Here is a 26189-nt window from a genome sequence, read left to right as displayed (position 1 = left end):
ATGCACAGACTTATCCACAGTTATTGTGAATAACAGATTTTCTGCTTCAAATCATCAATAACCGATAGAAGTCAGGCCTGCTCTGGTCTGTTATCTTACATTGCTTAGAAATTATGAAAAAAAATGCGACTTGTTTAAAAAAATATCCACAGGCTGTGGATCAGGGGAAAAGACATCGTTTGCCTCATTAGATTATCAGAAAAGAAATAAAAATACAGGTCTTGACACCAGAAAATCACAAAAAATATTGTTCTAAAATTGTCTACGTGCCGCGACTTGTTCGCGGCACGTAGACGTTTTTTAAGAATTAAAACCATGCCAAACGAAATGGAAACAGTACCTCATCCTGTTAGTTTTCTTCATAAGCCCGCTTGAGCGTTGCAATATCGAATTTCTTCATCGACAGGAACGCTTGTGTGACACGGTCAATCTGTTTACGGTCGCCGTTGGTCATCATCTCACCGAGAACGGTGGGGACAACCTGCCAGGAGAGGCCGTATTTATCCTTGAGCCAGCCGCACTGCTCCGCCTCCGGGACAGCAGACAGTTTCTCCCAATAATAATCAATCTCTTCCTGGCTTTCGCAGTTCACCATGAACGATATCGCCTCATTAAATGCAAAATCATGGGCATGGGCGCTGTCCATAGCCGCAAACCATTCCCCTGACAGCATGACATCGGCAAACATAATGGTTCCCTCTTGGTCCGGCGCCTGCCCCGCACCATAGCGGGCCATCATGCCGCATTTTGAGTTTTTGAATACCGACGTATAGAAATGGATGGCTTCTTCCGCCTTGCCGCACACCTTGCCGACAAACAGGAGCGACGGAACAATGAATGGCCGCGCCTCGTCCCCGTGATCCGACAGAATAAGTTGCCATGAAAGACCATATTTGTCCTGTACCCAGCCATAACGTTTGCTGAACGGATACTCTTGCAGCGGCATGAGGGCTGTGCCGTTGTCGATCAACTTATTCCACAGGGTGTCGAGTTTTTCGGCCGCATCCTGATCCTTCACCGGATTGAAACGTACAAGAAATGACATCGAGGGATTGAATTTGAAAAAAGGGCCGGCGCTGATGGCCATAAACGACTGATTGCAGAGTTCAAAGGAAACAACATCACAATCGCCGGACGGTGTGCCATGCAGCGTTGTCATAGTTGTTATTTTTGAGTCAGGAAACAACGAGGTATAAAATTCGACGGCTTCCCTGGCCTCCCTGTCAAACCATAAATGCGGTGTTATTTTCTGCATGTCCGTCGCTCCTTGTCTCCGGGCCCATAAACTATCAGACGTATCATTTTAGCTCATAAATGGCGCGTGGTTATCTCATCGGCAAACATTACCCCATCGGGGACATGGCAAGCGATGAGCCTTCTGATTGCTCGTCATGATCGACACCGCACACCAGATCACAGGGCGCTCCAGGTTGAACCGATTTGATCACATCCGGGAATAACTTAAGCCGCTCGTTCACCTCCAGACAACGTTCTCTTTGACAAAGTGTCGCCGCCACTTGCAACGCTACGGAAATACCGCTTTCGTGCGCGTCGCTGTTGCCTCCCAGTATGCCGCCAAACCAGAGTCCGGCCTGTCCCTGGGTATGATGCAAGGCTTGCTGGGCTTCGTAATAGGCCTGGTTCATGACAGGATGCCTGTATTGCTTCACCACCAGAACGTTTTTGGGCATAGGCTGCCCGGGCAATACCCAGGTTTTCATGATCGGTGTGTCACCTTCCTGAAATTTCCATTTTTTGCACATGGTATTCGCCGCCCTTTCACCATCATAGCGGGTATGAACCACGGCCCCGACTTCGGATTCATAACGCTTGTCCTGATGAAAGACAACGGTGGTATCGTAATACTCCACCGCCTTGAGCTTTTCACGCAAGTCCTGAATGGTTTTATCCTCGATATCTGCCAGCAATTCGTTGGTGATGTAAGCGGGAGAGGTAAGCATCACATCATCGTAGAGCATTGGCTCGCCATGGTCGTCCATGATCAGCCTATCGTCCTGTGTCAGCAACTGGTATTTCGTTTGCCCGTCAACCGCCACAGGAATTAATTGTTTGATGGTACAGTCCAGCTCAAATCGGGTTTTGCCGCATTGCTCCCGCATGGCATCAATATAGCTGCTCAATCCTTCGGGAGCGTCATACCAGGTATCGCCCGCCTTGAGATAATTCATGGCGTAATGGGCGCCGAAAGTTTTGATGGTGTCTACGGACACACCCCAGCCGGCTGCGATCAAGGGGTATAGAAACTGGTCGGCAAAGTCTTGTTTGCTTTTATCACCATCGATAAAGGCATTAACAAATTGCTCCAGGGTTTTCATCTTTTCGGGAGGAAGTGTTTTATCCTTGGCCTGTTGTATTTTCACGGCCTGTTTTTTAGCCTTGCGCACGCCCGGTTCAAGATCTTCGGCGTCGTCGATCACACTTTTCATTTTCAACATGTCATCGAAGTGGCACAGCAACGAATGGGTATCGATGGTCAGTTTTTTCTGGGATTGGCCTTTTCTGAAAAATGAGGTAAGGAAAGGAAAACAACCGCTTCGTTGAGCGCCGATACCATCGGATGTAAAATACGCGGGCGGCAGTACAAGTTTGTCCTTTTTCTGATGATTATGAAACTCCATGTTTAATTGATAGGGTTTCAATTCAACGCCAAGATGTTCAAATAAGGCATGAACATGAGGGTATTTTTCAGGCGGGCCGATAAATTCAGCGCCACCTTCCACGATTACCGGCGCCATCAGGTCGCCATCTTTTCCACGACCCTGGAGGGAAAAACTGTTGATATGGCCGCCCGGCGACGAACCGGAATCAAACCCCGTGACCTGGAAGTTACCCTGATTTTCCATAGCCCAAACCGCCGTTAATCCGGTACCAAGACCAACCACGGCTATTTTCTTTGTTTCTTTTTCTTCAGATTTATTTTTCATAGTACTACTCCATGTAATCAATCAGGGTAAACGCGCCATTTTTACAGGCAGCCTGCCTGAAATCCATTAAATGACATACCAATGAAATGCTATCGGATATAGAAAGCGGGAAGCATCTGCGGAACATGATATTAAGTCAACTTCTGAAAGGCAAGAAAATATCAGATACCTTTCACGCTGTTTTGGCGCCGGTTAGCCGTGTTTGCAGCCAAAGAATGAAGTGAAGACACGCACTGATTACACGATACCTTGACAAAAAATCGGGGGATCGTTTAACGTGGCACGTCACTAAAATGGAGTTTGATTTATGAAGCAAGTATTTACTGGCATAGCGCTTTTAGCTGGACTGGCTGCCTGTACGGCATCATTTGCCGGCGACTCAAAAATCGCAGCTTATGCCGAACCGACAGAAAACAGAGGGCTTTATGTCGGCGGCACATTAGCCTTCCCCGCCGCGTTTTCCGATCGGCACTTTGAAACCATCCCGGCCATTCTTTTTCCGGCCAACGCGGATTCCAACGGATACAAGCTCGGAGGCGGCGGCTTTATAGGCTATATGTTTGATTCTCACTGGATGCTTGAGCTTGGCGCGAATTTTTTCGGGGATAACAACTATACCCTGGCCAATGCCGTTACCGGTGCTCCGGCGGGAACGGCAAGCGTTACCGATCAATATCAGGTGTCCCTGTCCGCCATGTATAACTTCCCGGTTACCAGCTACCTTGATTTTTATCCCCGCCTTGGTTCCAGCTATTTCCATAAGCGTTACACCGTAAACGCAACCGGTTTTCCCGCGCTGGTCAGCCAATACAGCACGCTGGCGTTTCTTTACGGGGTGGGTTTAAACCTTAAATTCCACGACAAGGCCGGCGTACGTATTGAGTATTCCGGACAGGAAGCGGCCGATCACCTCGACTTTTTCCACTTCGTGCCCAATTACGGAAGTATTCAGCTTTATTATAAATTCTTCGGCTAAACAGCCAGGGTTTGCAATAGAGTCGATCAACACGGCGACTACGGCTATCGAACGGTTACAAGGTGAACGCGATAGCCATGGCCGCCGTTTGACAGGCCGCTAGGTTCTGTGAACAAATTTTTTCCGATCGAAAACAAGGCAACTATTGTTGCGCAACAACTAATAATGTCTTGTAGCCCGTCATGAAGGCGAAGCCGTAATGCGGGAAAACGTTCATAAGTGGCACATCAAACCCGCAATACGGCCGCAGGCCTCCTTACGGGCTACGGCCTTTTCGCAAAAAATGGTGCGAAGAAAATTTTTGTTCACGGAACCTAGGCCATACTATCGGCAAACGTCTCGTCAGAGGCATGGTCGCCCTGCAGGGGATCCACCGTCTCGCCGGAAATTCTACGTGTTTCGCTGGCCCATTCGCCTAAATCGATCAGCTTGCAACGATCCGAGCAAAACGGCCTGAACGCGTTGTCAGGATGCCAGGTATTTTGTTTGTCACAGATGGGACACTTGATTTTTGATTGATTGCTCATGCCGGTTTTTTATAAGTTAGATCAGGGGCTACAGTATGAATGACAGGGCAGCCGATTTTCAATATTATATTTTTTTGCAAACACTGGCGTCCAAAATGTGACCTTCACCAGAACGGTCATTTTGTGATTCGATTGGTGGAGATGGTTTAAATAAACGGCAATTAAAAAAGTTACCACCTGCATTCCCGGGCACTGTAGAAACCTTTTTCGATTTGTTAGCCAGCATAACCCGATCAAATTGTTCTATTGCCTGTTCGATAGACAAACGACTCTTGGGATCAGGCTCCAGCATCCCTGTCAACGTCGCTTTTATGATAGCCTTATTTTCGTCACTCAGACCAACAATCCCACCACAAAGATTATCCAGTAAGCAAGTTCGGTCATCAGGATTATTAGAGAGAGCCATCGTATAGTAATCATACGTTGAAATCATCATGTAGCTGTAATAATCCACATTCCAAAGCAGGGCAAGCACCCGTGCCATGGAAAACACATCCGCTTTTTCGTTCACGTTCAAGGCATCATGCATGACTTCCGGTGCAAAATAATTAGGACATCCAACGTGCCTGCCATCGGATTCATTGCGTTTCATACTTAATCCATAGTCATAAATATTCACGACTATGGGAGGGCCCAAATCCACCTTGATATTATCGTCCTTAATGTCGCGGTGTACGATATTTTTATCAGTCACCTGTTCCTTTAACGCCTTGAGCAAGGCTTTGCTCAAATCAATACGTTGTTGGAGCGTTATCGCTACTTGACCATCAATGATGTCAGATAATTTGCAGCCAGACAGGTTTCGCATCACCATGTAACTGACATGGGAACCATCCTCTTTTTGGACAACCGTGGGGCTTTTGATGTTTAAGTGCCCGGCTTGTTTCGTTATGTCATGTTCCTTGTACAGTTGAGGAAGAGGGTTATGTGCGTTAGTGTGCGTTTGTATCTTAACCACCATTCTTTCGCCGTTTGAATTTTGTTTTTTAAATTCGATAGCGTCCGGATCTAGCCTGGTCGTGCCTTTAATGAGCTTTACTTCACCATAGGCTCCTTTCCCAAGCGGCTTTTTCTTGCTAATCTCCTCATAACGCACGTTACCTGCCTGGCTTTGACGTTGAAATACATCATTACCAAACTGAAATGACTCGTGGTCTTCAAACTGATAAATGACGCCTTCTTTCCATACCATTTTTCCTTGTTTTGTCTGATCACCGAAAAATGAGAATAGTTTTTTTATCTTCTCCGGTTCCACTTTATTCAGTTTAATAATTGCGGTCATAATCAAATCATGTATGTTAATCGGAGGGGAAGTTTAAATAAAAATTATTAAGGTTTTATTAACGATATCATATAAGATCCCATACAGCTATTGGCGCGCCTGTAAGAAAAATACCTTCCGATACTACCCTTGTCTGCAGAGCTTGTAATCGCTCTTTGAAATTGGCTGGATTATCAGACTTTAATTATCTGTTGGTATAATCCCTGGCTGAACCATAGAATTGCTGCTTAAGATTGAAGGACAAAGTATTACACTCTCCTTTTCTTCTCGAGACATTTTTTTAATTTGACGCTCAACTTGCATAGCCAATCTTTTTTCGCCGGAAATTTCCCAGCACTGGGCTATAAACTTTGGTTTGAAGCTGCGTGTGTATTTGCTACCTGTTCCATTTTTATGGGCTTGATATCGTATTAGCAAGTCATCCGTATAGCCCGTGTAAAGACTGTCATTCTCGCAGCGCAGTATATATACCCAATATTTTTTCATTACCGTCCTTCGTATTGGTATGAAGCCGTGTTTTTAGATTTTGCCAGGTTGCAAATTCCGGAGCGTTAAGCCTGGTAGACCTGTCCTAGGCTCTGTGAACAAAAATTTTCACAGAGCCTAGTGTTCAATGTGCCATTCTGCATTGGTCTTGTATATTCCAGCAACCGGAGTATAAATATTCAAGGCTTATTATCCACTTCGCCTGAAATTTTGGGACACAGTGTTCTATTGCACGTGCTTGTCCAGTTAAGGAACAAATCGCTGTAAAGTCCAGGTTTTATCAGTACGTATTGCAGTGATTGAGTCGGACAACCGATGTTCATTTAATTGATAAAATTTTATCTCTTCGGGAACAACCGTATAACCAACATACTCTCGAGGTCTTTCCGGGAGTATTTCTTTATATTTATCCCTTAACGCAACTAACTCTTCATCCAACTCCTGTTGTTTTTTTATCAACTGCCCAGATTTTGTGCCATAGACTAAAAATCGTAACCTTCTCTCTTGATCATAAGTCTCCCAATTTTTTAAATTTTCGCTTTCGGCAAGTGGCCTTGCCCTACCGGAGACGGTAATTTGTCTTTGTGTATTCGGTAACATAAAAGTAAAGGAAACATAGGGATTCACTGAAATATGTGCTATTTTGGCGCTGCCAAGCTGGGTAAAAAAAAGCAACCCATGTTCGTTTATTTCACGGATGGCTACTGTACGGCTTACTGGATGCCCATGTTCATCCACTGTCGCTAGAACGCCCATCTTAAATGGTAGAGATTCTGTCTCTACCCAAACCGTCACTAATCGTAACAACCAACTGTAATCAACTTGTTCCGGTAACTCTTCTAAAAACCAGTCTCTGTCTGTACATTGCATTTTTTTGATTCCGTAAAAATATGCGCCGTCGGCTTAAAATATTGATCACCATCCAGGCTACCGGCTGGAACCTGGATTAACTTATTTTCATCATCAATAATTCGTGGTAAAGGACACGCGCAACGCTTGCTAAAACGTGTTCCTTCATGTTCGTAATCAGTACAGATATTCTCACCCTGTTCCCAATCCAACGTGCCATTGCCCACAAATAAATTGCTACCGTGCGCACTACCACTACTTTTCTGACAGACAGATATATATAAAGTGATAAAGTCGCGTGCTAATTAATCCGACAGTTTCCCTCGGTAATCACACTAATACAGTTAATTGCCTCGGTAACCCTCCCTTTTTAGCATCCCTATATATAAATAATACGGCATGATAACAACAAGCTTAATAATTCATCCGCTGCAATGAATTATTAAAAATACGCAATAATGTCTCTTTATCAAGCATCAATTTTTTCCTGTTTGCCGTTTGCATTGCATGTTTCCGCATAAATGCAACAGCATAAAATAATCTATAAAAATTGAGCCTCGCCTGCGCAGACTCATCAAGTGCTAATTCCGATGCCCAGTAATCCGTATATTTAGTATCAAAGCCATCCAGTTCCAGACAGGTGCTTGTCAATGCAATGACTAATAATGGATCACCAAAGCATAGTTCATCAACATCTACAATACCTGAAATCTTACCATTATGTACCAAAACGTTACGTTCACTGGCATCCCATAAAAAAGGTTTTGGTTGAATGGTATTAAATTTATCTTTCAAATCTCTGGCTATATTTAAAACCTGTGTAGCAAATGCTGGATTAAAAATCGCTGTATTTGTTATCTGTTTTTTGCAAAACTCCAACCTTTTTACCAGAAACTCATACCACGAACCATATATTGCAGGATCATCATAACTATCCAGAATGCCATAACCTGGCCCTTTTGGTAAGCTATTGCATAGCGCTTGAATATTAATCATTTCATCAGCTAAATTCCTCTTGTCTTGATCTGTAAGTTGTGGATAGACATTAATAAGATCATCCCCAGGTAAGCGCAACATCAATAACGCTGGAAAAGGGGAATACCTGGCCTCTAAATCTGAATTAATAAATTCAGCAAGTGGTACTCCCAGTGGAAGTAACATTTTCTGCCATTTCATAGCAGCGTAAAATTTATGTTTGTGGCTGATATCTGTCATACGAAGTACATACTCTGAACCAGCAGTATGTATGGCAAATACAAAGTTTTGATCGCCAGTTGCCATTCGTGTCAAAGATAACACCCGCTCTCCTGTCATTGAACTCACAGCAGATAATATGTCTTGCTCACTTGGAGCCAGATTATTATTCATAGGACAAACTCAACGTAATTCATTATATTTTTATATGTTCCATATTATCCGTTCACGATGACGTTGGTTCACAGAGCCTGGAATAGACGCCTGGATACCTTTCTCAGACATGAGTTTTTGGGGTACTTGCGCCTAGTCCATCCTGATTACTCCGGTAAACCAGGAAATCGCTGGGTTTGGGATAATTCATCTTCCCAGCATTTTTTTGATTCCATAAAAATATGCGCCGTCGGCTTAAAATATTGATCACCATCCAGGCTACCGGCCGGAACCTGGATTAACTTATTTTTATCATCAATAATTCGCGGTAAAGGACACGCACAGCGCTTGCAAAAACGCTTGCTAAAACGTGTTCCCTCATGTTCGTAATCAGCACAAACATTCTCACCCTGCTCCCAAACCAACGTGCCATTGCTCACAAATAAATTGCTAGCGTGCGCACTGCCGCTACTTTTCTGACAGCGTGAACAATGGCAAAAATAAAAGCCGTTCACTGTCCCCTTCAACTGAAAGCGTACGGCACCACACAAACATCCACCCTGCATAGTCATCACCAACCTCCTTCAAAGTCATCGCAATTTGCCGCCAATAAAAGATAAGTGCACCGAGTCCAGGCTAACATGATATAATTCCTTGCTGAAACTCACAAAGGATATGCAACGATGGCAAAGCGTATTTTCATCATCGGCCATATGGGTGCCGGCAAGTTTGTATTTACCGAAGCATTAGCTAAAAAACTGGGATGGCAAGTCGTTGATGCCAATCCAAGTATCGAACGTTACATTGGCCGACAGACACGAGACATTCTGGGCGAGCAAGGAGAAGCCGCGTTTAATCGCTGTCAAGCCGATATCATTTCTCATTGTATTAAAAAAGAAAATATTGTCATTTTATTGGAAGAATGTGTCGTATCAAGCGAACAATGCCGACAATTGTTATCCCCTGAATTTGTGGTTTACCTGAAAGTCTCTATTCCAACCCAGCTAGGCCGTATGAAAAATGGACGAGTTCCAGCACTTCCCGTGGATGATATGAAGAGCTTGCTGGAAAAACAACATCGCGAACGAGACACTTTTTACGAAGAACTCGCCACCCTGGTTGTTGAATCGGTTGGTTATTCCGATCAAGCTTCAGAAATCAATAAAATTATTGCAGAAGATGTTAACAAGGTTATGAAGGCCTTGGAAAATTAGGGGGTATAATTACATTCCAAATCGGTTAAAAATGGAAGGGTTTTCTTCACCTATCTTACTTTTCTATAAGTAACTAAAATAATGAGTTAGTTTAGAAATAGTAGTCAGACATTATTGATCAAATATTGCAATCATTGCTTATTTAATTTCTTTGCAAGAGTGTACTAATTTATCTAATATAATACTCATTATGTTCTAAAAATTATTTATAGGTTCTTTATGATAAAGGGATTGCCAGATGAAACTGTGTTTAAAAAAGTAAGTATTCGTCTTTTTTTATATAGCTTAAATCAATTATATTTATTCGATGAATATTTAAACATAATTCCAGAAATGGAAATAGAAAACGAGGAAACTGCCATTCATGATTATATAAATAATAATCAAGAGGAGCTATATGCAATTTTAATTTTGTTATTTCAAAGTATAGAAAATTTTTTAAAGAAAGAGGTTTGCAATGAATCGCCTTATCTAATAATTTCCACCCATCCTGATTTATGGAAAGATAGGGATTTTAACTCACTTCATTTACACGGTTTTGACTCATTATTGAAAATTTATAGTGAGACCAAGAACAAAAAAATCAACCATATTGTTTTACAAAACATGAATTCTTTGCGCAAACTAAGAAATTCAATAGTTCATGGAGTGCACACAGAATTCCTTAATCCCGAGGAAATTTGCAATTATATATTTATTTATCTTGACAATTTTTGGGGGAATTCGTGGTTAAATGAAATTCGTCCTTATATACCTTATGAAGAACATTCAGGGTCAAACACTATATTACTTTGGAGGTATTTCTTTCTTTTTAAGAAATATTTAAAAATTAATAATATCAAGAAATTATTAGATATTAAAACAAATAAGTTTTTTGCCTGTCCAGAATGTACCCATTACAATAAATGTGCATATACTATAATTGATAAATGTGATTTAGCGTATTTTTTAAATAGCCCGAAAGAATCCAATAAGATACTGTTTTGCCCAATTTGCCAAAATAAATTTTATGTGGAGAATCATATTTGCACAAAAAACAAAAGCTGTTCAAATAATGTGGTATCAAGCCAAGATTGGGGTGATTTTTGCTTAGATTGCTTATCATTTATCGAGTAATTCATGATATAGGATTAGATTTCCTTGGAATGACAGGAATAGATAGTTTCTTGCGAATAACATCTCGTACTTCTTCGCTATCATAGCCTTTTTACAAAATGTTTTGAATATATCTAATAAAGCCCTGTATGCGGTAACAAAGGGGAGCAATAGGATTCGGATATGGATGGTGTCTGCGCTCCAGGAAAACCCAACGTCTATAATATATCTAAAAGAGATTTTTGATTAGGAGAATTAGCTTGGAGGCATCTAGTGTTGGTTTGATATTACGATTACTTAACTGGCTGTTAAATAAGCTGGGGTATAAAATTGTTCCAATTAATAATTCGATTATAGAAGAAGTTCCTGTTCAACTGAAATGGGCTGATGAAGATTCTGATATTCAAAAAGAAAGACAAGATGGAGCAACATTTAGATGGGCTGATGTTCGACATTCTGGATATGAGTATTATGAGGTTATAAAAGGAAATATCAAAGAAAGATATAAATCAGGGGGTCAATATCTTTGGATCAAAAAGGCAAGTTCCCAAGGTCAGAAGTAGTATCCAAGTATGAGTCACTTGAGTCTGTAAAACTAAGACCTTTGTAAATGGCTAAAAATAAAATTAAGGAAGATTTTTAATAGAATCAGCAAGAATAATTAGGTGTGTGATTCATAGACATCGTTTCAATTAACTGATAGATTTACCCGCCTTATGAAACAGCAAATTAAAGCCAGGTTAACTTGGGTAAATCTATATCTTGAAACTAAAGATGCAGGGTATGTTTGTCGTAAATGCGGTATTTCTCGTCCTACACTGAGGAAATGGTACAGGCGTTATTTAGAAGCTGGTATTGATGGATTAAGTGATCAAAGCAAAAAGCCTCATTTGTCACCAAATAAAAAATTAAACTCAGAACTGATTAAGCTAATTCTTGAGCTGCGTCTCAGTCGTAATCTGGGTGCGAGGCGTATTCAAACTGAATTGATTAGGTTACACAATTGTCCGCTTTCTTTAGCTAGCATCCATAAAGCGTTAACTAACAACCAGATACAACCAATAAAAAAACTTAAGCGGAAAAAGAAATTTAAGCGTTATAGTCGTCCTATTCCTGGCGACCGTATCCAAATGGATACCTGTAAAATAGCACCAGGAATTTATCAATATACTGCTGTTGATGATTGCTCTCGCTGGCGCGTATTAGAGATTTACAAACGGCGTACAGCAACTAATACACTACAATTTTTAGACTTGGTTCTTGAGCAATTCCCTTTTCCAATCCAGCGTATTCAAACGGATAGAGGATTAGAATTTTTTGCCGAGAAAGTTCAGCTAAAATTGATGGAATTAGGTATTAAATTTAGGCCCAATAAGCCAGCTTCCCCCCATTTAAACGGCAAAGTAGAGCGATCGCAAAAAACGGATCTTGAAGAATTTTATGCTATTGCAGATTTATCTGATTTTGAAAAACTTAGAGAGGAGCTAGCGCAATGGCAATTTTTCTATAACTGGCAACGACCTCATGGCTCACTAAAAGGACAACCTCCCTCGGCTATTGTCGCTGAATTAAGTGAAATAACCCCTCTAAGTGAAGAAGTTGGTAATAACTATAAAATCGACAATGAACGCATCCAAATAGCCAATTATCATACAGATTTGATCATGAAAAAATTGAAAGGATCTCTATGAATCACACAAATTAGGACTGCGGGTTTGTTAACCATTTAGCTTGTTTAATATGAAATTGGCAGGTGAGTCTTCAATGGAGTTGCAAAAATATCGTACATTTTTATCGAAAGTCTCACTATCCTCATTTAAATGTGTTTTGAAATTTTCCAATGAATCCTTGATGCGACTATCTCCTTCTGCCATAGTTTCTATTTTATTTACATCAATTCCATCGCTTAAAAATGCCAAGTAAATATCAAAAGAATCCCTTTCTCTCTTTGGATTTCGGCAACTATCCATTTTTGTAATAAACATACCCAAAAAAGACACCAATTTAAAAACCTCCCCAAGTTTCTGGCATTCATCAAAAAGACTTTCTCTGAATAATATTTCAGAATTCGGTAGGACTATAGACTTCATTTTTTTTAGTACTTTTTCAGAGTTATTTAAAGGTACATCTAGCTCCAAATGATCCACAAATTTCCCAATTTCGTCTGGATTTTCAGTCATGTAAGGGTGAAGAATATCTATATTATAGATATAACGCATGCCATTTATTATTTGCGGCCTTAGAAGTTGAAAGGAATGTTTAGCAGAAGGCATAAAGCCTTTATCAATAAAGGACTTAATCACATTTTTTAAATACCCTGACTTGGATGACTCCTTGAACAATATATCAACATCTAGTGTTCCTGGGTGATTTATCCTTGTAGTATTCCTTAATACGGCGCACCAGCCGCCAATTACTATATACTCATATTTAGGAAAACTTGAAAGTATTTTTACTGTGTCTTTAAGTAAAGCCAGTGCTCCATCTGCTATAGATTCGATGATATCACTCCTTAAGTTAGTTGCATGCCTAACGTTCAAAATGAGCGAATAAATTGTACGCAGGGAAATTTATTCGCTCGTCTGATTTAGTATATACCTTTTCATTTTTATTTTTATTTTTATTTTTATTTTTGTAATATTCAAAATCTTATCTATCGTAAACATCGAGTTTTTTTCATATTTACAATCAAGACAATACAAGGTCAACTTCATTGGATTTTTCCCAACAACATCATGTTTGTGATGTATATGGTAAGTTATCTATCACAAATGATATGGGAATGATGTTGTAATAGGTAGGGGTTATAAATGAATCGCCTCTCTTCGTCTTTGGAGAGAGAAGACAAAAATATTCCAGATTTTAAAAGCAGAATTAACTATATCTTGAAATTTATAGATGAATTTCAAGGAAGGGACTATCATGCCAAATTTGAACTACTACAGATAAACTATGCGCCTACCTGTTTCCGGATAATCCTCTTAACCTTTTCAAGCTGTAAGCTAAGAGATTAAACCGTCAGTCATCATCCATATTCATCGAATATAAGGGTTTTCATACCCTTCAACCCTAGCCACCCGAAGTGACCATGTCCTCTCAAATTCAGTCACCGGAAAATCTCTGTTCCAGGCGTTAAACAATTGTTTTTGCTGCCTGCTTAAACGTATACCATATTTATCGGCCATGAATAAATTAGCCCTGGCCACTATACCTTTTGCAGAATCAGGCGGCTCGGCTTTTCTCAATACCTTATCAGCATAAAAATTACAGCCGTAAGTCTGCCTTTTCTCAGGAATCGACGAATACCGGTAATTGCTGCGTATCTGATTGATTAAACCACTTGCCGGCCATAAATTATAAAGTTCAGCTTCAGCTTTCCGAAAAGCCTTGTCTATTTTGGAGCAACATTTACGTCCTTTATACGCCCTGCCTTTACTGTCTTTGCATAATGACTCCCGCCAGCAGCGATACTGACGACCGAAATTTTCAGCAGGCATCATGTGCTCCCATTCAATACGATGCGCACGCTTTTTGTTTGATGCTGATTGCATACCACAACTACTTAGATCAATTTTATTATTTTTATCGTATCGACACTGACAATATAGAGTAAAACGATGATTGATAAACAACGCCCCCGCTATCTTTTTAGATTTTGAAAAAGATTTAGGTTCAGACGTATATAAAGAACACGAGATAGCCAGCAAAGCAAATAAAACAATAATATCAAAATTTTTTTTCATTAATTTGACCGTAAAAAATTTTATTACATAGTAAAAAATATCTTGCAAATAGTCATTATCGAAAAATAATTTTTGGCATCATAGGCAACATCAACCATTTCCATAAAAAAGAACTGCAATTCAGCGGCACCCGCTGTGGGTAAACGCGTCATTGATTCCTTTTTTTATCGGGTTGCCCATGGGTAACCCGATAAATCCTGCCTGTAACCCGTGATTTTTGCAAATGTTTGTTTTCTATTGACGCCGGGGCTTCGTTATTCAATACTCGGTACATTCTTCATACCTCGGGTTCATACCACTGGATATCCGTCATGACCGTAGGAATTCTTGCCACCGGCGATGAAATTGTGGACGGCGATACGCTCAACAGCAACAGTTGCCAGATTGCTCATACCTTACATTCGGAAGGGTTAACCCCGGGTTTGCATGTCACTTGCGGCGACAAGGAAGACGACATTCGCCTCTGCCTTGAGTTTCTTGCCCGGGATCATGACATTATTGTCATCACCGGCGGACTTGGGCCGACGTCCGATGACAGGACACGTTTCGCCCTGGCCCGGTTTCTTAAGATTTCCCTGGTGAGTTTTCCCGAGGCACTGGCGCATATTCAAACGCGCCTGCAACGATACCGCAAACTCAGTATGTCGCCCGGCAATCAGCAGCAAGCCTTGTTTCCTCCGGACGCCCTGCTGCTTCCCAACCCCAATGGCACGGCCATGGGCTGTTATTACGTCCGGCAGGACAAGCGCTACATCCTCCTTCCCGGCCCGCCGCGGGAATGCCTTCCCATGCTGCATCAGTATGTGCTGCCCTTGCTGGAAACAGCCCGCCACACTGATCGGCGGGTTTTAAAGTGGCGCGTGTTCGGGATGGCGGAAAGCGAGATCGCGCAACAGCTTGATGACGCCCTGGCCGGGGTCGACTGCGAAACGGGTTACCGTCTGGAAACACCTTATGTCGAGTGCAAGGTCCGCTGCCATCATCATCTGGTTGATGTCGTGCAGCAGATCGTCGAACCCCTTGTCGCGCCTCATATCATTGCCGGCCCGGAAAAAAAGGCCTCCGATCTGTTAGCGGACAGGATAACGGAACTAGGCCTGACACTGTCGGTACAGGACAACGTCACCGGCGGTCATTTGCAATGCCTGTTACAGAAACCGGCCAATTACCATCTGCTGCGCTTCACCGACCAACCAGTCCCGGAACGTTTGCATTTTGAGTTAAACGGGCTTGTTGAATACTGGACGCAGAATACGGAGCAAACGACAACCGCCATCACGATAAACTACCGGTACGGCCATAAAACCGGCGAGGAATCCCATGAGCTGCCTTACCGCAGCGCGCTGGTCATTCATCTGGCCGCGGAATGGCTATGCTTCAGACTGCTTCATCTCATCGATCAATTGCATGAGGGCGTAGCATAACGGCTGGGTTCCCTCACCGGTGAACGCGGAAATCGCGAAGACCTTCCCTTGCCATTGCAAGCCGTCAATAATGCCTTGTATAGCAGCCTGTCTTGCTTCCTCACCCGGCAGCATGTCGATTTTATTCAACACCAGCCAGCGGGGCTTGTTGACCAACTCGGGATCGTATTCGGCCAGTTCCTGGATAATCCCTTTGGCCGATGCCACCGGATCACTGCCGTCAACCGGGGCGATATCGATCACATGAAGCAAAATACAGGTACGCGATAAATGTTTCAGGAAACGATGACCCAGTCCGGCGCCTTCCGCCGCCCCTTCGATAAGCCCCGGAATATCGGCCATCACAAAACTTTTATGCGTTCCCACGCTCACGACACCAAGACCGGGATGCAAGGTCGTAAAGGGATAATCGGCTACTTTGGGTCTGGCGCCGGATACGGCGCGGATCAAGGTGGATTTGCCGGCGTTAGGCAGGCCAAGCAGACCGACATCAGCTAAAACCCGTAACTCGAGGCGCAAATGACGGGATTCGCCCGGACTGCCCTGGGTGGTTTGTCGCGGCGCCCTGTTCACGCTGCTTTTAAAACGCGTGTTGCCCAACCCGTGAAAGCCGCCTTGCGCTATCAACAACCGTTCGCCATGATGACGGATATCGCCCAGCAATTCGTTGCTGTCGACATCGTAGACCATGGTGCCCACCGGAACCATAATGACCAAATCATCGCCCTTGCGGCCGGTACAATTGGCGCCCATTCCGCACTGGCCATTTGGTGCCTTGTATTTGCGCTGGTAGCGAAAATCTATGAGGGTGTTCAAGTCGGAGGTCGCTTCAAGAAACACGCTGCCGCCGTCACCGCCATCACCGCCGTCCGGGCCGCCTTTGGGCACAAATTTCTCACGCCGGAAGCTCAGGCAGCCATGGCCGCCATTGCCCGCCTCGACTTTTATGAGGGCTTCGTCAACGAATTTCATGAATTACAACTTCTCTTGGACTTAAAAAAAAGCCCCGATGAGCGGGGCCAGTAATCATCAGATAAGATATCTTACTCTTCAACGGCGACAATCTTGACGAATTTACGATTTTTAGCGCCGCGCATGATAAATTCAACCCGACCGGTCATGAGTGCGTACAAGGTATGATCGCGTCCGCAACCAACGCCTTCACCCGCGTGAAAACGCGTACCGCGTTGACGAACAAGAATTTCACCGGCATTGACCTTCTGGCCTCCAAAACGCTTGACGCCAAGGTACTTGGGATTCGAATCGCGGCCGTTACGTGTACTACCGCCTGCTTTCTTATGAGCCATTGTTTTCCTCTCTTACTTACTAATCGCAGTAATTTTAACTTGCGTATAATATTGTCGATGGCCCATTTGTTTCATATGGTGCTTACGACGACGAAACTTGATGATTTTAACTTTCTTGTGACGGGCGTGTTCAAGAACCTCTGCCTTGACCACCGCTTTTTTGATCAAAGGCGTTCCACAGGTCGTCTTGTCCCCTTCCGTCAGCATCAACACTTCGGAAAAAGTGACTTCATTGCCAACTTCATCAGGCAGCAATTCAATTTTTAACACATCGCCTTCTTTGACGCGGTATTGCTTACCGCCCGTTTTAATTACCGCATGCATAGCTATTCTCCAACTAACCTGACTGGCTTACACAAATTCAACAAAGTGGCATATTCTATGAAATTACGACGATGACTTCAAGTTGAATTTAAAATATTGTATACTTCCTCGCCCTATCCTGTTGAGAAGCGTTTACCCTGGTCGCGGGTTAAACAGGCCGGACAGCGATGGATTTTCATATTTTTTGGAGTTTACCCATGTCAACTATTGTTTTGGAAGCGGAATCAAGAGCCGATATCGGAAAAGGTGCGAGCCGCCGCCTGCGTCGTCTCGAAAATAAAGTCCCCGGCATTTTATATGGCGGCGATAAAAAACCCAAGCCCATTCATTTACTGCATAATAAAGTACTCAAGGCACTGGAAAGCGAAAGCATCTTCTCCAGTGTGTTTGATCTGGTTGTGGACGGCAAAACCGAGCACGTTATTTTAAAAGATTTGCAGCGCCACCCCTACAAACCCGTTATTTTACATATGGATCTGCAACGTGTCGCCGGCAAGGACGTTTTAATCAAGAACGTTCCGATTCATTTCATTAATGAACAAGTCTGCAAGGGCGCGAAGGCAGGCGGCATCGTCACCCACACGATGACCCAGGTTGAAATTCGCTGCCAGGCTAAAAATCTGCCGGAATTCATTGAAGTGGATATGGCCGACATTGCCATGGACGATGTGGTTCACCTGTCTGATCTGAAACTGCCAAAAGGCGTTGAGCTTACCGTCGATTTAACCGACGGCAGCCATAACCTGCCGGTAGTCAGCATCCACGCGCCCAAAGCCGCCGCGGTGGAAGAGGAAACGACCGCAGCCCCGGCTGAGGAAAAAGCGCCTGAAGCCTCTTCAGACGAGCAGGACAACAAATCGGAGTAATGCTCCTGAAACGTCCATAAGGCGGGGTTACCCGCCTTATTTTATTTAATGACAGGCAACGACAAATCCTGTTGTCGTGTTATCACCAGACTGATTGAGCAATCCATGGCAATAAAACTCATTATCGGGCTGCGTAATCCCGGTTCGGCTTACGAACACACGCGACATAATGCCGGGGGCTGGTTTGTTGAAGCGTTGGCCCAACGCCGCAACGCGGTTTTCAAAGCCGAAAAAAAACTACACTGCGAACTGGCGAATGTCGAAATAAACCAGCATCCCTGCAAAGCCATGCTGCCCCTGACGTTTATGAACCACAGCGGACAACCCACGCGAGAGGTTTGTCAGTTCTACCGCATCAAGCCTGATGAAATTCTGGTGGTGCACGATGAACTGGATCTGCCGGCCGGCCGTATTAAACTCAAAACAGCCGGAGGCCACGGCGGCCATAATGGTTTGCGGGATATCACGGCACAACTGGGTACCGGTGAGTTTCACCGGCTGCGTATTGGGATCGGGCACCCCGGCCATAAAGACATGGTTCTCAACTACGTATTGGGTAAACCGAGTCTTGAGGACAGGCGTTTAATATTCGACGCGATAGAACGAACCCTGGCAACCATGCCTGTGGTAGTTGAAGGCAATATTGCCGCGGCCATGAGCATTGTGAACCGTTAGGGATCATCCCGACGATCACCGCTTATGCCCTGATTGATAATTTTACGAGGAATATCATGGGATTTAAATGTGGAATCGTTGGTTTACCCAATGTCGGCAAATCAACCTTGTTTAACGCCTTAACCAAAGCCGGCATTGACGCGGCGAACTACCCGTTTTGCACCATCGAACCCAATATCGGTATTGTCACCGTTCCGGATCCTCGTCTGGATGCTCTGGCGGATATAGTGAAACCACAGCAAGTGCTTCCGACCACCATGCAGTTTGTCGATATTGCCGGTCTGGTTAAGGGCGCCGCCAAAGGCGAGGGACTGGGTAATCAATTTTTAGCCAATATCCGGGAAACCGACGCCATTGCCCACGTCGTTCGCTGCTTTGAAAATACCGACGTGGTTCATGTGGAAGGGCGCGTCCACCCGCTTGATGATATCGAAGTCATTAATACGGAACTGGCGCTGGCGGATATGGAAACGGTTGAAAAAGCGTTAAACAAAGTCGTCAAGCTCAGCAAAAGCGGGAACAAGGACGCCTTGTTTGAGAAACAGACGCTGGAAAAAGCCAAGGCGCATCTGGACGCCGGCCAGCCCATCCGTACGTTGGAGTTAACCGGCGAGGAAGCGCCTGTGCTGCGCCGCCTGTTTTTACTCACCGGCAAACCGGTCTTGTACATTGCCAATGTGAATGACGACGGCTACGACAACAACCCCTTGCTTGATCAGGTCAAACAACTGGCCGCTCGGGAAAATGCCCGGGTAGTGGCTTTATGCGCCGCCACAGAGGCGGAATTGATGGAGCTGGATGACGAGGATCGCCAGGAATTCATGGACAGTCTGGGGCTTAATGAACCGGGCCTGAATCGGGTGATCCGAACCGGTTACGAGCTTCTCGGCCTGCAAACCTATTTCACCGCCGGCGTTAAGGAAGTCCGCGCCTGGACCATTCCTCAAGGTGCCACCGCACCACAGGCCGCAGGCGTCATTCATACCGATTTTGAAAAAGGCTTCATTCGTGCGGAAGTCATCGCGTATGAGGATTTCATCACTTACCGCGGCGAACAGGGCGCCAAAGAGGCGGGCAAACTCCGTCTGGAAGGCAAAGACTATATTGTGCGCGACGGCGACGTCATGCATTTTCGTTTTAATGTGTGACCAACAAAAAATCCTGTAACCCGCATGCAACGCGGGGGCTGCCCCGCGCTGTTTACAATTTGTTAACCGGTGTTGGTGATTCTTCCTCGTCCATTTCCTGGACAAACTTCACTTTGTCCAGGGCAGTACCAGCATCGATGTGCGCAAACGCATGGGAGAAATCACGTAATTCCATTTCAAACGTGGCGTTTTTCGTGGCACTGATCGTGAATTTTACCTGTCCGGTTAAGGGATCAACGATTTCACTGGCCTGCCTGCCGCCGGACAAAAACAAATGCGACAACCAGGAGCGGTTTTCATGGTGCGGATTGCGTAATACAACGAATTTTCTATGCGTTACTTCACTTTCCCGGAATCCCGTGATGGCATAGGTATGCTGAATAGTAATACCGGAAGGCGGGGTCTCTTTGGGACTGGCTACTATCGGCTGCTGGTTTTGAAACGCCTCTTGCAAATTGGAAAACAACTCCAGCTCATCATTGCTGTAACGCTTGGCAGAAGGAAGGATGGCCTGTTCCCGTAACCAATCGCATACGGCAGCGGCGGCTTCATGAGGGTAATCACTGGGTTGGCCGCTTTCCTCTTTCTTTTTCAAATGGTTTACAAACGTTTCCTCAAGCAAAACCGGATTAGCCGAGAGCAGTTTTTCCCATCCTTGCCTGTCCTTGGCTACCCATGCCCACCACTGTTGCAGCAATTGTTTATCGCCTTTAAAAATATGCTCTACCATATTGCCGACACTGGCTTTACGATCATTGGGACGCAATAAAAAAACCAGGGCGTAGATATCCGTTCCGCTACAACCATCGATACTTTTTTTATACAAACTGTGCAATGGTGAGCGTGACTGCGCCGAAGTCGCAATATAATCAGACGACCCTCCCAGCAACGTTTTTAATGCCTCACGGCTGTCGCCGCTTTTCAGCGTTTTGTTGTAATTCCCGGTCTTGAAAGCCACATACGCTTTTTCAAGAAAACGCACCCAGGCCGCGCCACTGCTTAATATGCCCCAGGACGTAGGCAAGGCTTTATCAAGAACAACCCATTGCGGTTCATCCTGATGAAAGAGCAACACATGAATTTTCCCGTCCTTTTCAATCATATGCCGGCGAATAAACGCCTCGCCCTCGGGCTGTGCCAGAATGGCGTTGATAACGGATAACAGATAACAATCACCGCTACGACCACCCTGCGCAACCTGTTGTATCAGGAGTTTCTCCGGAAACAGGGACGCGTTGTATTTTTGATGATGAACGGTAAAACCAAGATAGCTACCGGTTGGATTTTTTTGTTCGTGACGTCCCATACATTAACCTGCCATAAAAATATGGCAAAATAATAACTGATTTTCCTTAATAAATTATTAATTGCCTGATTTATTTGCAACCAACAAGACACACATTACTTTCAATAATACGGGCATGCAGCTCCGAAATAACCAGTTCGCCTTCCAGTTGCGCGTTGATCATTTCAGTCGAGGTGATATAACTCAATCCGACAGCCAATCCTTTATTGCTGTTATTGGCAGCGAGCTGATTTACAAAAAGCTTGATGCGATCCACTAGAATAGTACAACCTTCCTCATCAGCCATAGGCAGGAAAAACAGCATCGTGCCCTCGTTTCTGGACGATAAATCGCTTTCCCGAAAGACCTTCCTCAAGTTGGTAAATAATTTACCAAGCAATTTTTCAGTATCCACCAGACCCAATTCATTCAGGAGTTGATCCGCATTGGTTATCTGCAAGGTCATCACACTGAAATAAAGGGAAGGATACCGTTCGGCCAGCTTTGCCTGCCAGGCTACAATAGACATAAACGCCGCATAATCAATCACTCTGAAAAAATGGCTGAAATTGCGGTAAATGCCTTTTTCTATGCCTCTGACCAAATATTCACCACGGCGTGACAAGGTGTATTCGTACAGTCGCCGCGACGTCAAATCCCTGCTGGATGAGGTACGATGACAAACCAGGCAAACCAGGTTGACTTCCGGCTCGGCAAAATAATGTCCGCAATCATTACAAAGCTTGTCTTCCATGGGCTTGTCATAATCAACCCCGAGCGTTCTTAAACGGGTGTTACATCGACTGCACACCAGACGCTCCTGTCTTAAAAATTCAGGCACCGGACCTATTTTGCCGCAGGTGTAACAATGCACAAATTTTTGAGGCTTTATATTGATGGAATGGCAACTGGGGCAACTGTTTTTTATATTCAGCAATCCGGAATCACAGGCGCTGCAGGTCTGGATCTCATCCAGTAACGGACCGGGCGTCAACAAGTCAGGCATGACCAAATCCTGCAGGAAACGCCATCCGTCAAAATCGGATTCCCTGGGAAACAACAACGTTAACAAAGGGTATTCAAAAATATGGGTGGCATGATAATTGACTCTACCCTTTATTTTGAAGTCAGGCCGACTGAACAAGTAAATCAGAAGAATGATTTCCTTACTATCACCACAGCGATTCGCTTCGGTAACCATGCCAAGTTGCTGATGTATTCGTTCCGCGTTGTCCACAGAATCTTCATTCACTGCGCCGTCAAACAATTCACACCAGTCTTCCCGCAATGTTCCTTCGTAAAACACCGGCGTATAACGATATTCCTTGATGGCTCGAAGTTCGGCAAGATCCTTGAGATAATCATGCTCTTTCGTCCTGGAAATAATGATTGCGAAAACACCTTGTTTGGGTAGTTTTTTTATTGAATCAACATGCTTGCAGTTAGCAGATGACGCTAAATCAGGTAAATTATTACCAACAATCCAGAATGTTTGTTGTTTCATTAACACACTCCTGACCCTCGACATCAAAAAATATTACGCATAACAAGATTGTAGACTATTTATACATTTAGTGTGATTAATAATCTATAATTCGTGTATGAGAAAACTCAGGCAAGCCTTGCTTGTACCATGCTTGCTAAAAGGAACGTCATGAGTTTGGCAAACTTGTTCAAGAAAAAGCCGTATAGTGAATCCGATAGCCTGATAAACCATCAACGCCAATACCGTATGATAAAAACGGTCACTATTGAATTGATTATACTTGGCTTTTTAATAATTTATGTGTATTTCATCTATCGAATATGGGATATCGTTTTTTTGGTAGCCGTTGCCAATTTATTGAGTTTCTGCATTTTGCTGTTACTGCATCGCACCCGCAACACAACACTTTGTGGCCATTTGATTACCATAAACCTCATCATGACCACGGCAGCAGGCAATTTATTAATGGCCGGGGTCAGCAGTTCCTATTTTGTCTGGTTTAATGTGATTCCCATTTTAGCCGCCGTCGTCGTCAGCGGGGTTGGTTTGATTACTTATTCCGCTATCACGTTAGGGATTATTGTATTCCTGTTTTTCCACAGTGCGGAGCCTGTTTCCTGGTTACCATCCTCCGAAATTATCAAACTGGATTTTCTGAACTACTTGTTTTCATTGCTTATTACCTGCACACTTTTATACAGTTTATTAAAAGAAAACGTCCATTACGAACAATTGCTGTATGAACAAAACTACCTGCTTAAAGCAGACAAAGAGAAATTTCACTATCTGGCACGATACGACCATTTAACCAATTTACCCAATCGGTCCTATTTCCTGACTACGGCGGAATATATGATAAGTAACGCCAAACCCCATCAGTACCTCACCATTTTTTTTATGGATTTGGACGGCTTTAAACGCGTCAATGATCACTTTGGTCATGAGATCGGCGACGGGCTGCTCATGCAAACAGGCAAACGCCTGCAAACCTGTTTCCGGGAAGACGATTTTCTGGCGCGCCTTGGGGGCGACGAATTTACCGCTATCCTGAAACACTCCGCCAACGATAAAACACCGGAAACCATTGCCCGACGGATTTTGCGGGAGTTCAATAAGTCCTTTGCAATCAACAGCGTCACTATTGATTGCAAAATAAGTATTGGTCTGGCCACTTTTCCTGTTCAGGCGCAATCAGACGATGAACTAATCGCCAGAGCAGATATGGCCATGTATGACGCTAAAAAATCAGGGGGTAATGCCTACCGGATTGCCAATAGCCAATGCAATAAAACCGCCAATTCCTCCTGAAGCGTTGAATAATTGCCTGGTTACCGCAGGACGACCACTACACTGATTCAATTTTGGCAGGATTAAAAAAAGCAAAACAAAAATTGGGAAATTAACTGCACAATCCCACTGCATCACGGTTTAACAACTAACGGCAATAAACGTTCCGTTCGCTATCGATAGCGATTGCCGCCTATGCTTAAATTTACCATTTTCCAGGCTCCGCAATTGTTAGGCGTTTGTCTCCTAAGCCCCTGAAATTAGTGATGAAATATAGCCTCACTAGTTGGCCGACTCGGCTCTTTGCCAACTGATGCCGGTGGAAACATGCTATGAAGTGATAGTGCTGTACTTTCCAAGCTATCAGATTGGGAGGATTGCTTAAGCAAAAGCTTATCTAACGTCTGTTGGAAATAGTATTTTGCATAAACATATTTTGCCAAATCATAAAGCTTAATATCATTATCAACATCAAGATATCTATCAACTAAATCAATTAACGTTTCTTCCAACCCTTTAACAATCCTTTGTAACTCTTTCGCGTCCCCTAATACACTGAATCGATAAATAACGATATTTCCCTCTTTCGTATTGAACGTTTTAGTAATCCCGGCAATCTCATACAACACGTCTATCTTTTTATAAGGAAACAATGCTTGCAGGGAAGAAGGATGAGATAATAAAAAGTTCAAACCTGAAGCCTCCATAGCCATTTTTGTCAATGTGTTCTTATCCTTTGCTTTGAGAAGGGATTGGAGGATTACTCGATGCTTATTGCGCCGACTATCAACTGCAAGATTGAATTTTCCATTGATGAAAGCGTGCCTGTCTACATAAGACTTTAATGTTTCACTTTTAAGATGCGAACCCGATTTATTAACCGGTATCGATAACATCTTTAGCCCCGACACAGTTTGAGATAAGTTGGTGGTGACCCCTTTTTTACAAACAGGCCACAAACGCGCAATACCTTGGGTATATTTGGCAATTTCAGGTGGAACATAATTGACAGGTTGATTTTGATAAAGAGTAAACAATAGATCACCTAACTTCAATGCTTCTTTCATCACTAAAAATGCTTCCGTACCACAAGAAACAAAATCAGACTGTCGTTGAAAGTCAACATTTGTAATAGCCGCGCGCTTGATGCCAAGTTCATCCAGGCATTTCCCTAATTCCTGTTGCAATGGTTTGGCATATATCGTCCCCGTAACCCCTAAAGAATCAAGTATGATAAATTGATTATTTTTAGCAATAATCGGTGTTTTATGAAGTAAGCCACCATTTTTAATGATAACCCCATAAATGGTATCCTTGGGAGCAATGGCAATCATCACTGCCAGGTCTGAATAGTGGTTAAGTACATAAACAGGGTGTGAGCCACTTGATTTACCTTTATAATAATCGTGAAGCAAATACATCCCTTTCGTCGATAACTTACCATCATCAGCCATTAAATCGTCAATATTGCTGAACTTCACCAACAACCCCACTTTTTTTGATAATCAATATTAGGCTCTGTGAACAAAAATTTTCACAGCTGCAAATACGGCTAATTGGCGCCATTATGTCTTTGAATTCGTTAAATAGAGCCCGCTATTCGCCTCATTCAAAGACATAATGGCACTCAATTATCCACATTTTCGCTTTGCGAAAAAATTGGTTCACAGAACCTTGGTAGAAAATTCTAAAAATAAGCGGGAGTATATCAGGAATACCTAAAAACTAACTTACTATTAGAAAAACGCTATTTATATTTTATACCAGGCATTATTAAAAAATTAGATGGTGTGATCAATATTCAATACGGGTTTTAACGTATCAACCAAGTGTTTTGGAGTTATAGTGATTTCTGGTGTATGACAAATTAATGAAAGCGAAGCCGAAATGCGGGGTACCATTCATACGGATACTCACCGGGAC

The 26189-nt window shown here is 43.5% G+C and carries 27 protein-coding genes; 10 read left to right on the top strand and 17 right to left on the bottom strand.

All coding sequences use genetic code 11. From position 1 onward, the window contains the following. Positions 1 to 349 precede the first annotated feature (349 nt). Positions 350 to 1255, bottom strand: a complete 906-nt coding sequence (locus CKW05_RS03840) for a VOC family protein (protein ID WP_058484110.1) — start codon at positions 1253 to 1255, stop codon at positions 350 to 352. A gap of 88 nt (positions 1256 to 1343) precedes the next feature. Next, positions 1344 to 2945, bottom strand: coding sequence for an FAD-dependent oxidoreductase (locus CKW05_RS03835; RefSeq protein ID WP_065238418.1), 1602 nt, complete (start codon positions 2943 to 2945; stop codon positions 1344 to 1346). 307 nt (positions 2946 to 3252) lie between these two features. On the opposite strand from CKW05_RS03835, the gene CKW05_RS03830 reads away from it, so the two are divergent. After that, positions 3253 to 3921 carry an outer membrane beta-barrel protein gene (locus CKW05_RS03830; protein ID WP_058484111.1) on the top strand — a complete coding sequence of 223 codons (669 nt, stop codon included), beginning with the start codon at positions 3253 to 3255 and terminating at the stop codon, positions 3919 to 3921. A 314-nt stretch (positions 3922 to 4235) separates the two neighbouring features. Here the strand turns inward: CKW05_RS03830 and yacG are convergent, their stop codons facing one another. From yacG to CKW05_RS03795, 7 genes are all read right to left on the bottom strand, one after another. Then, a complete protein-coding gene (gene yacG, locus CKW05_RS03825) occupies positions 4236 to 4448 on the bottom strand; it encodes a DNA gyrase inhibitor YacG (protein WP_058484112.1) in 213 nt (70 codons plus the stop codon). Positions 4449 to 4512: 64 nt separating this feature from the next. Continuing rightward, positions 4513 to 5730: a protein kinase domain-containing protein gene (locus CKW05_RS03820; RefSeq protein ID WP_058484113.1), complete on the bottom strand. Its 1218-nt coding sequence runs from the start codon at positions 5728 to 5730 to the stop codon at positions 4513 to 4515. A gap of 180 nt (positions 5731 to 5910) precedes the next feature. Next, positions 5911 to 6216, bottom strand: coding sequence for a GIY-YIG nuclease family protein (locus CKW05_RS03815; protein ID WP_058484114.1), 306 nt, complete (start codon positions 6214 to 6216; stop codon positions 5911 to 5913). A 246-nt stretch (positions 6217 to 6462) separates the two neighbouring features. Next, the gene (locus CKW05_RS03810) at positions 6463 to 7086 is read right to left on the bottom strand and encodes a pyridoxamine 5'-phosphate oxidase family protein (RefSeq protein WP_058484115.1); all 624 of its coding nucleotides are present in this window, start codon (positions 7084 to 7086) and stop codon (positions 6463 to 6465) included. Then, positions 7056 to 7292 carry a GFA family protein gene (locus CKW05_RS15625; RefSeq protein ID WP_058484116.1) on the bottom strand — a complete coding sequence of 79 codons (237 nt, stop codon included), beginning with the start codon at positions 7290 to 7292 and terminating at the stop codon, positions 7056 to 7058. The genes CKW05_RS03810 and CKW05_RS15625 overlap by 31 nt, the downstream gene beginning before the upstream one ends. A 187-nt stretch (positions 7293 to 7479) precedes the next feature. Then, a complete protein-coding gene (locus CKW05_RS03800; protein ID WP_082642815.1) occupies positions 7480 to 8433 on the bottom strand; it encodes an aminoglycoside phosphotransferase family protein in 954 nt (317 codons plus the stop codon). Between the two features lie 146 nt (positions 8434 to 8579). Continuing rightward, entirely contained in the window at positions 8580 to 8984 is a 405-nt protein-coding gene (locus CKW05_RS03795; RefSeq protein ID WP_058484118.1) for a GFA family protein, read from the bottom strand. 111 nt (positions 8985 to 9095) lie between these two features. Between CKW05_RS03795 and CKW05_RS03790 the strand changes: the two genes are divergently transcribed. The 4 genes from CKW05_RS03790 (at position 9096) to CKW05_RS03775 (ending at position 12412) form a co-directional block, all read left to right on the top strand. Next, entirely contained in the window at positions 9096 to 9626 is a 531-nt protein-coding gene (locus CKW05_RS03790; RefSeq protein ID WP_058484119.1) for a shikimate kinase, read from the top strand. A gap of 219 nt (positions 9627 to 9845) precedes the next feature. Continuing rightward, a complete protein-coding gene (locus CKW05_RS03785; RefSeq protein ID WP_058484120.1) occupies positions 9846 to 10742 on the top strand; it encodes a hypothetical protein in 897 nt (298 codons plus the stop codon). Between the two features lie 239 nt (positions 10743 to 10981). Further along, entirely contained in the window at positions 10982 to 11284 is a 303-nt protein-coding gene (locus CKW05_RS03780) for a hypothetical protein (protein ID WP_133141192.1), read from the top strand. Between the two features lie 153 nt (positions 11285 to 11437). Beyond that, positions 11438 to 12412 (top strand): IS481 family transposase, encoded by a 975-nt coding sequence (locus CKW05_RS03775; RefSeq protein ID WP_058484122.1) that lies wholly within the window; start codon positions 11438 to 11440, stop codon positions 12410 to 12412. Positions 12413 to 12439: 27 nt separating this feature from the next. Here the strand turns inward: CKW05_RS03775 and CKW05_RS03770 are convergent, their stop codons facing one another. After that, positions 12440 to 13261: a hypothetical protein gene (locus tag CKW05_RS03770; RefSeq protein WP_058484123.1), complete on the bottom strand. Its 822-nt coding sequence runs from the start codon at positions 13259 to 13261 to the stop codon at positions 12440 to 12442. A gap of 495 nt (positions 13262 to 13756) precedes the next feature. Further along, the gene (locus tag CKW05_RS03765; protein ID WP_058484124.1) at positions 13757 to 14464 is read right to left on the bottom strand and encodes an endonuclease; all 708 of its coding nucleotides are present in this window, start codon (positions 14462 to 14464) and stop codon (positions 13757 to 13759) included. Between the two features lie 311 nt (positions 14465 to 14775). Between CKW05_RS03765 and CKW05_RS03760 the strand changes: the two genes are divergently transcribed. Beyond that, positions 14776 to 15888, top strand: coding sequence for a competence/damage-inducible protein A (locus CKW05_RS03760; RefSeq protein ID WP_058484125.1), 1113 nt, complete (start codon positions 14776 to 14778; stop codon positions 15886 to 15888). Here CKW05_RS03760 and cgtA read toward each other — a convergent pair. The 3 genes from cgtA to rplU all read right to left on the bottom strand — a co-directional run bounded on the left by cgtA (position 15835) and on the right by rplU (position 17519). Next, positions 15835 to 16860 (bottom strand): Obg family GTPase CgtA, encoded by a 1026-nt coding sequence (gene cgtA, locus CKW05_RS03755; RefSeq protein ID WP_058484126.1) that lies wholly within the window; start codon positions 16858 to 16860, stop codon positions 15835 to 15837. The genes CKW05_RS03760 and cgtA overlap by 54 nt on opposite strands. Before the next feature lie 71 nt (positions 16861 to 16931). Then, positions 16932 to 17195 (bottom strand): 50S ribosomal protein L27, encoded by a 264-nt coding sequence (gene rpmA, locus CKW05_RS03750; RefSeq protein WP_058484127.1) that lies wholly within the window; start codon positions 17193 to 17195, stop codon positions 16932 to 16934. A 12-nt stretch (positions 17196 to 17207) separates the two neighbouring features. After that, the gene (rplU, locus tag CKW05_RS03745) at positions 17208 to 17519 is read right to left on the bottom strand and encodes a 50S ribosomal protein L21 (protein WP_058484128.1); all 312 of its coding nucleotides are present in this window, start codon (positions 17517 to 17519) and stop codon (positions 17208 to 17210) included. 197 nt (positions 17520 to 17716) lie between these two features. Here rplU and CKW05_RS03740 point away from each other — a divergent pair, with 197 nt between their 5' ends. The 3 genes from CKW05_RS03740 to ychF all read left to right on the top strand — a co-directional run bounded on the left by CKW05_RS03740 (position 17717) and on the right by ychF (position 20208). Beyond that, positions 17717 to 18385 (top strand): 50S ribosomal protein L25/general stress protein Ctc, encoded by a 669-nt coding sequence (locus tag CKW05_RS03740; protein WP_058484474.1) that lies wholly within the window; start codon positions 17717 to 17719, stop codon positions 18383 to 18385. Between the two features lie 105 nt (positions 18386 to 18490). Beyond that, a complete protein-coding gene (pth, locus tag CKW05_RS03735) occupies positions 18491 to 19060 on the top strand; it encodes an aminoacyl-tRNA hydrolase (RefSeq protein WP_058484475.1) in 570 nt (189 codons plus the stop codon). A 56-nt stretch (positions 19061 to 19116) separates the two neighbouring features. Beyond that, entirely contained in the window at positions 19117 to 20208 is a 1092-nt protein-coding gene (gene ychF, locus CKW05_RS03730; protein WP_058484129.1) for a redox-regulated ATPase YchF, read from the top strand. A gap of 52 nt (positions 20209 to 20260) precedes the next feature. On the opposite strand, the gene CKW05_RS03725 is transcribed toward ychF, so the two are convergent. Continuing rightward, complete coding sequence (locus CKW05_RS03725; protein ID WP_058484130.1) at positions 20261 to 21514, bottom strand: C2 family cysteine protease; 1254 nt, start codon at positions 21512 to 21514, stop codon at positions 20261 to 20263. Between the two features lie 70 nt (positions 21515 to 21584). After that, positions 21585 to 22997 carry a TackOD1 domain-containing metal-binding protein gene (locus CKW05_RS03720; RefSeq protein WP_058484131.1) on the bottom strand — a complete coding sequence of 471 codons (1413 nt, stop codon included), beginning with the start codon at positions 22995 to 22997 and terminating at the stop codon, positions 21585 to 21587. 150 nt (positions 22998 to 23147) lie between these two features. On the opposite strand from CKW05_RS03720, the gene CKW05_RS15530 reads away from it, so the two are divergent. Next, positions 23148 to 24287 (top strand): GGDEF domain-containing protein, encoded by a 1140-nt coding sequence (locus CKW05_RS15530; protein ID WP_231950689.1) that lies wholly within the window; start codon positions 23148 to 23150, stop codon positions 24285 to 24287. Between the two features lie 239 nt (positions 24288 to 24526). On the opposite strand, the gene CKW05_RS03710 is transcribed toward CKW05_RS15530, so the two are convergent. Then, positions 24527 to 25720: a hypothetical protein gene (locus CKW05_RS03710; protein WP_095140571.1), complete on the bottom strand. Its 1194-nt coding sequence runs from the start codon at positions 25718 to 25720 to the stop codon at positions 24527 to 24529. Between the last annotated feature and the right edge of the window lie 469 nt (positions 25721 to 26189).

This window comes from Legionella spiritensis (assembly GCF_900186965.1).
In the GTDB taxonomy this organism is placed as follows: Bacteria; Pseudomonadota; Gammaproteobacteria; order Legionellales; family Legionellaceae; genus Legionella_C; species Legionella_C spiritensis.
The sequence above is the reverse complement of the archived record's forward strand: the minus strand, read 5'-3'. Positions and strand labels throughout refer to the sequence as shown.

What these genes read in the sequence shown, in the direction of transcription:
- CKW05_RS03775 (WP_058484122.1), top strand. Translation starts at nt 11,438, where the DNA reads ATGAAACAGCAAATTAAAGCCAGGTTAACTTGGGTAAATCTATATCTT.
- CKW05_RS03720 (WP_058484131.1), bottom strand. Translation starts at nt 22,997, where the DNA reads ATGAAACAACAAACATTCTGGATTGTTGGTAATAATTTACCTGATTTA.
- cgtA (WP_058484126.1), bottom strand. Translation starts at nt 16,860, where the DNA reads ATGAAATTCGTTGACGAAGCCCTCATAAAAGTCGAGGCGGGCAATGGC.
- CKW05_RS03815 (WP_058484114.1), bottom strand. Translation starts at nt 6,216, where the DNA reads ATGAAAAAATATTGGGTATATATACTGCGCTGCGAGAATGACAGTCTT.
- CKW05_RS03765 (WP_058484124.1), bottom strand. Translation starts at nt 14,464, where the DNA reads ATGAAAAAAAATTTTGATATTATTGTTTTATTTGCTTTGCTGGCTATC.
- CKW05_RS03790 (WP_058484119.1), top strand. Translation starts at nt 9,096, where the DNA reads ATGGCAAAGCGTATTTTCATCATCGGCCATATGGGTGCCGGCAAGTTT.
- CKW05_RS03795 (WP_058484118.1), bottom strand. Translation starts at nt 8,984, where the DNA reads ATGACTATGCAGGGTGGATGTTTGTGTGGTGCCGTACGCTTTCAGTTG.
- rpmA (WP_058484127.1), bottom strand. Translation starts at nt 17,195, where the DNA reads ATGGCTCATAAGAAAGCAGGCGGTAGTACACGTAACGGCCGCGATTCG.
- CKW05_RS03740 (WP_058484474.1), top strand. Translation starts at nt 17,717, where the DNA reads ATGTCAACTATTGTTTTGGAAGCGGAATCAAGAGCCGATATCGGAAAA.
- CKW05_RS03830 (WP_058484111.1), top strand. Translation starts at nt 3,253, where the DNA reads ATGAAGCAAGTATTTACTGGCATAGCGCTTTTAGCTGGACTGGCTGCC.
- CKW05_RS03820 (WP_058484113.1), bottom strand. Translation starts at nt 5,730, where the DNA reads ATGACCGCAATTATTAAACTGAATAAAGTGGAACCGGAGAAGATAAAA.
- CKW05_RS03710 (WP_095140571.1), bottom strand. Translation starts at nt 25,720, where the DNA reads ATGGCTGATGATGGTAAGTTATCGACGAAAGGGATGTATTTGCTTCAC.
- rplU (WP_058484128.1), bottom strand. Translation starts at nt 17,519, where the DNA reads ATGCATGCGGTAATTAAAACGGGCGGTAAGCAATACCGCGTCAAAGAA.
- CKW05_RS15530 (WP_231950689.1), top strand. Translation starts at nt 23,148, where the DNA reads ATGAGTTTGGCAAACTTGTTCAAGAAAAAGCCGTATAGTGAATCCGAT.
- CKW05_RS03760 (WP_058484125.1), top strand. Translation starts at nt 14,776, where the DNA reads ATGACCGTAGGAATTCTTGCCACCGGCGATGAAATTGTGGACGGCGAT.
- CKW05_RS03835 (WP_065238418.1), bottom strand. Translation starts at nt 2,945, where the DNA reads ATGAAAAATAAATCTGAAGAAAAAGAAACAAAGAAAATAGCCGTGGTT.
- CKW05_RS03810 (WP_058484115.1), bottom strand. Translation starts at nt 7,086, where the DNA reads ATGCAATGTACAGACAGAGACTGGTTTTTAGAAGAGTTACCGGAACAA.
- CKW05_RS03800 (WP_082642815.1), bottom strand. Translation starts at nt 8,433, where the DNA reads ATGAATAATAATCTGGCTCCAAGTGAGCAAGACATATTATCTGCTGTG.
- ychF (WP_058484129.1), top strand. Translation starts at nt 19,117, where the DNA reads ATGGGATTTAAATGTGGAATCGTTGGTTTACCCAATGTCGGCAAATCA.
- CKW05_RS03725 (WP_058484130.1), bottom strand. Translation starts at nt 21,514, where the DNA reads ATGGGACGTCACGAACAAAAAAATCCAACCGGTAGCTATCTTGGTTTT.
- CKW05_RS03840 (WP_058484110.1), bottom strand. Translation starts at nt 1,255, where the DNA reads ATGCAGAAAATAACACCGCATTTATGGTTTGACAGGGAGGCCAGGGAA.
- pth (WP_058484475.1), top strand. Translation starts at nt 18,491, where the DNA reads ATGGCAATAAAACTCATTATCGGGCTGCGTAATCCCGGTTCGGCTTAC.
- CKW05_RS03785 (WP_058484120.1), top strand. Translation starts at nt 9,846, where the DNA reads ATGATAAAGGGATTGCCAGATGAAACTGTGTTTAAAAAAGTAAGTATT.
- yacG (WP_058484112.1), bottom strand. Translation starts at nt 4,448, where the DNA reads ATGAGCAATCAATCAAAAATCAAGTGTCCCATCTGTGACAAACAAAAT.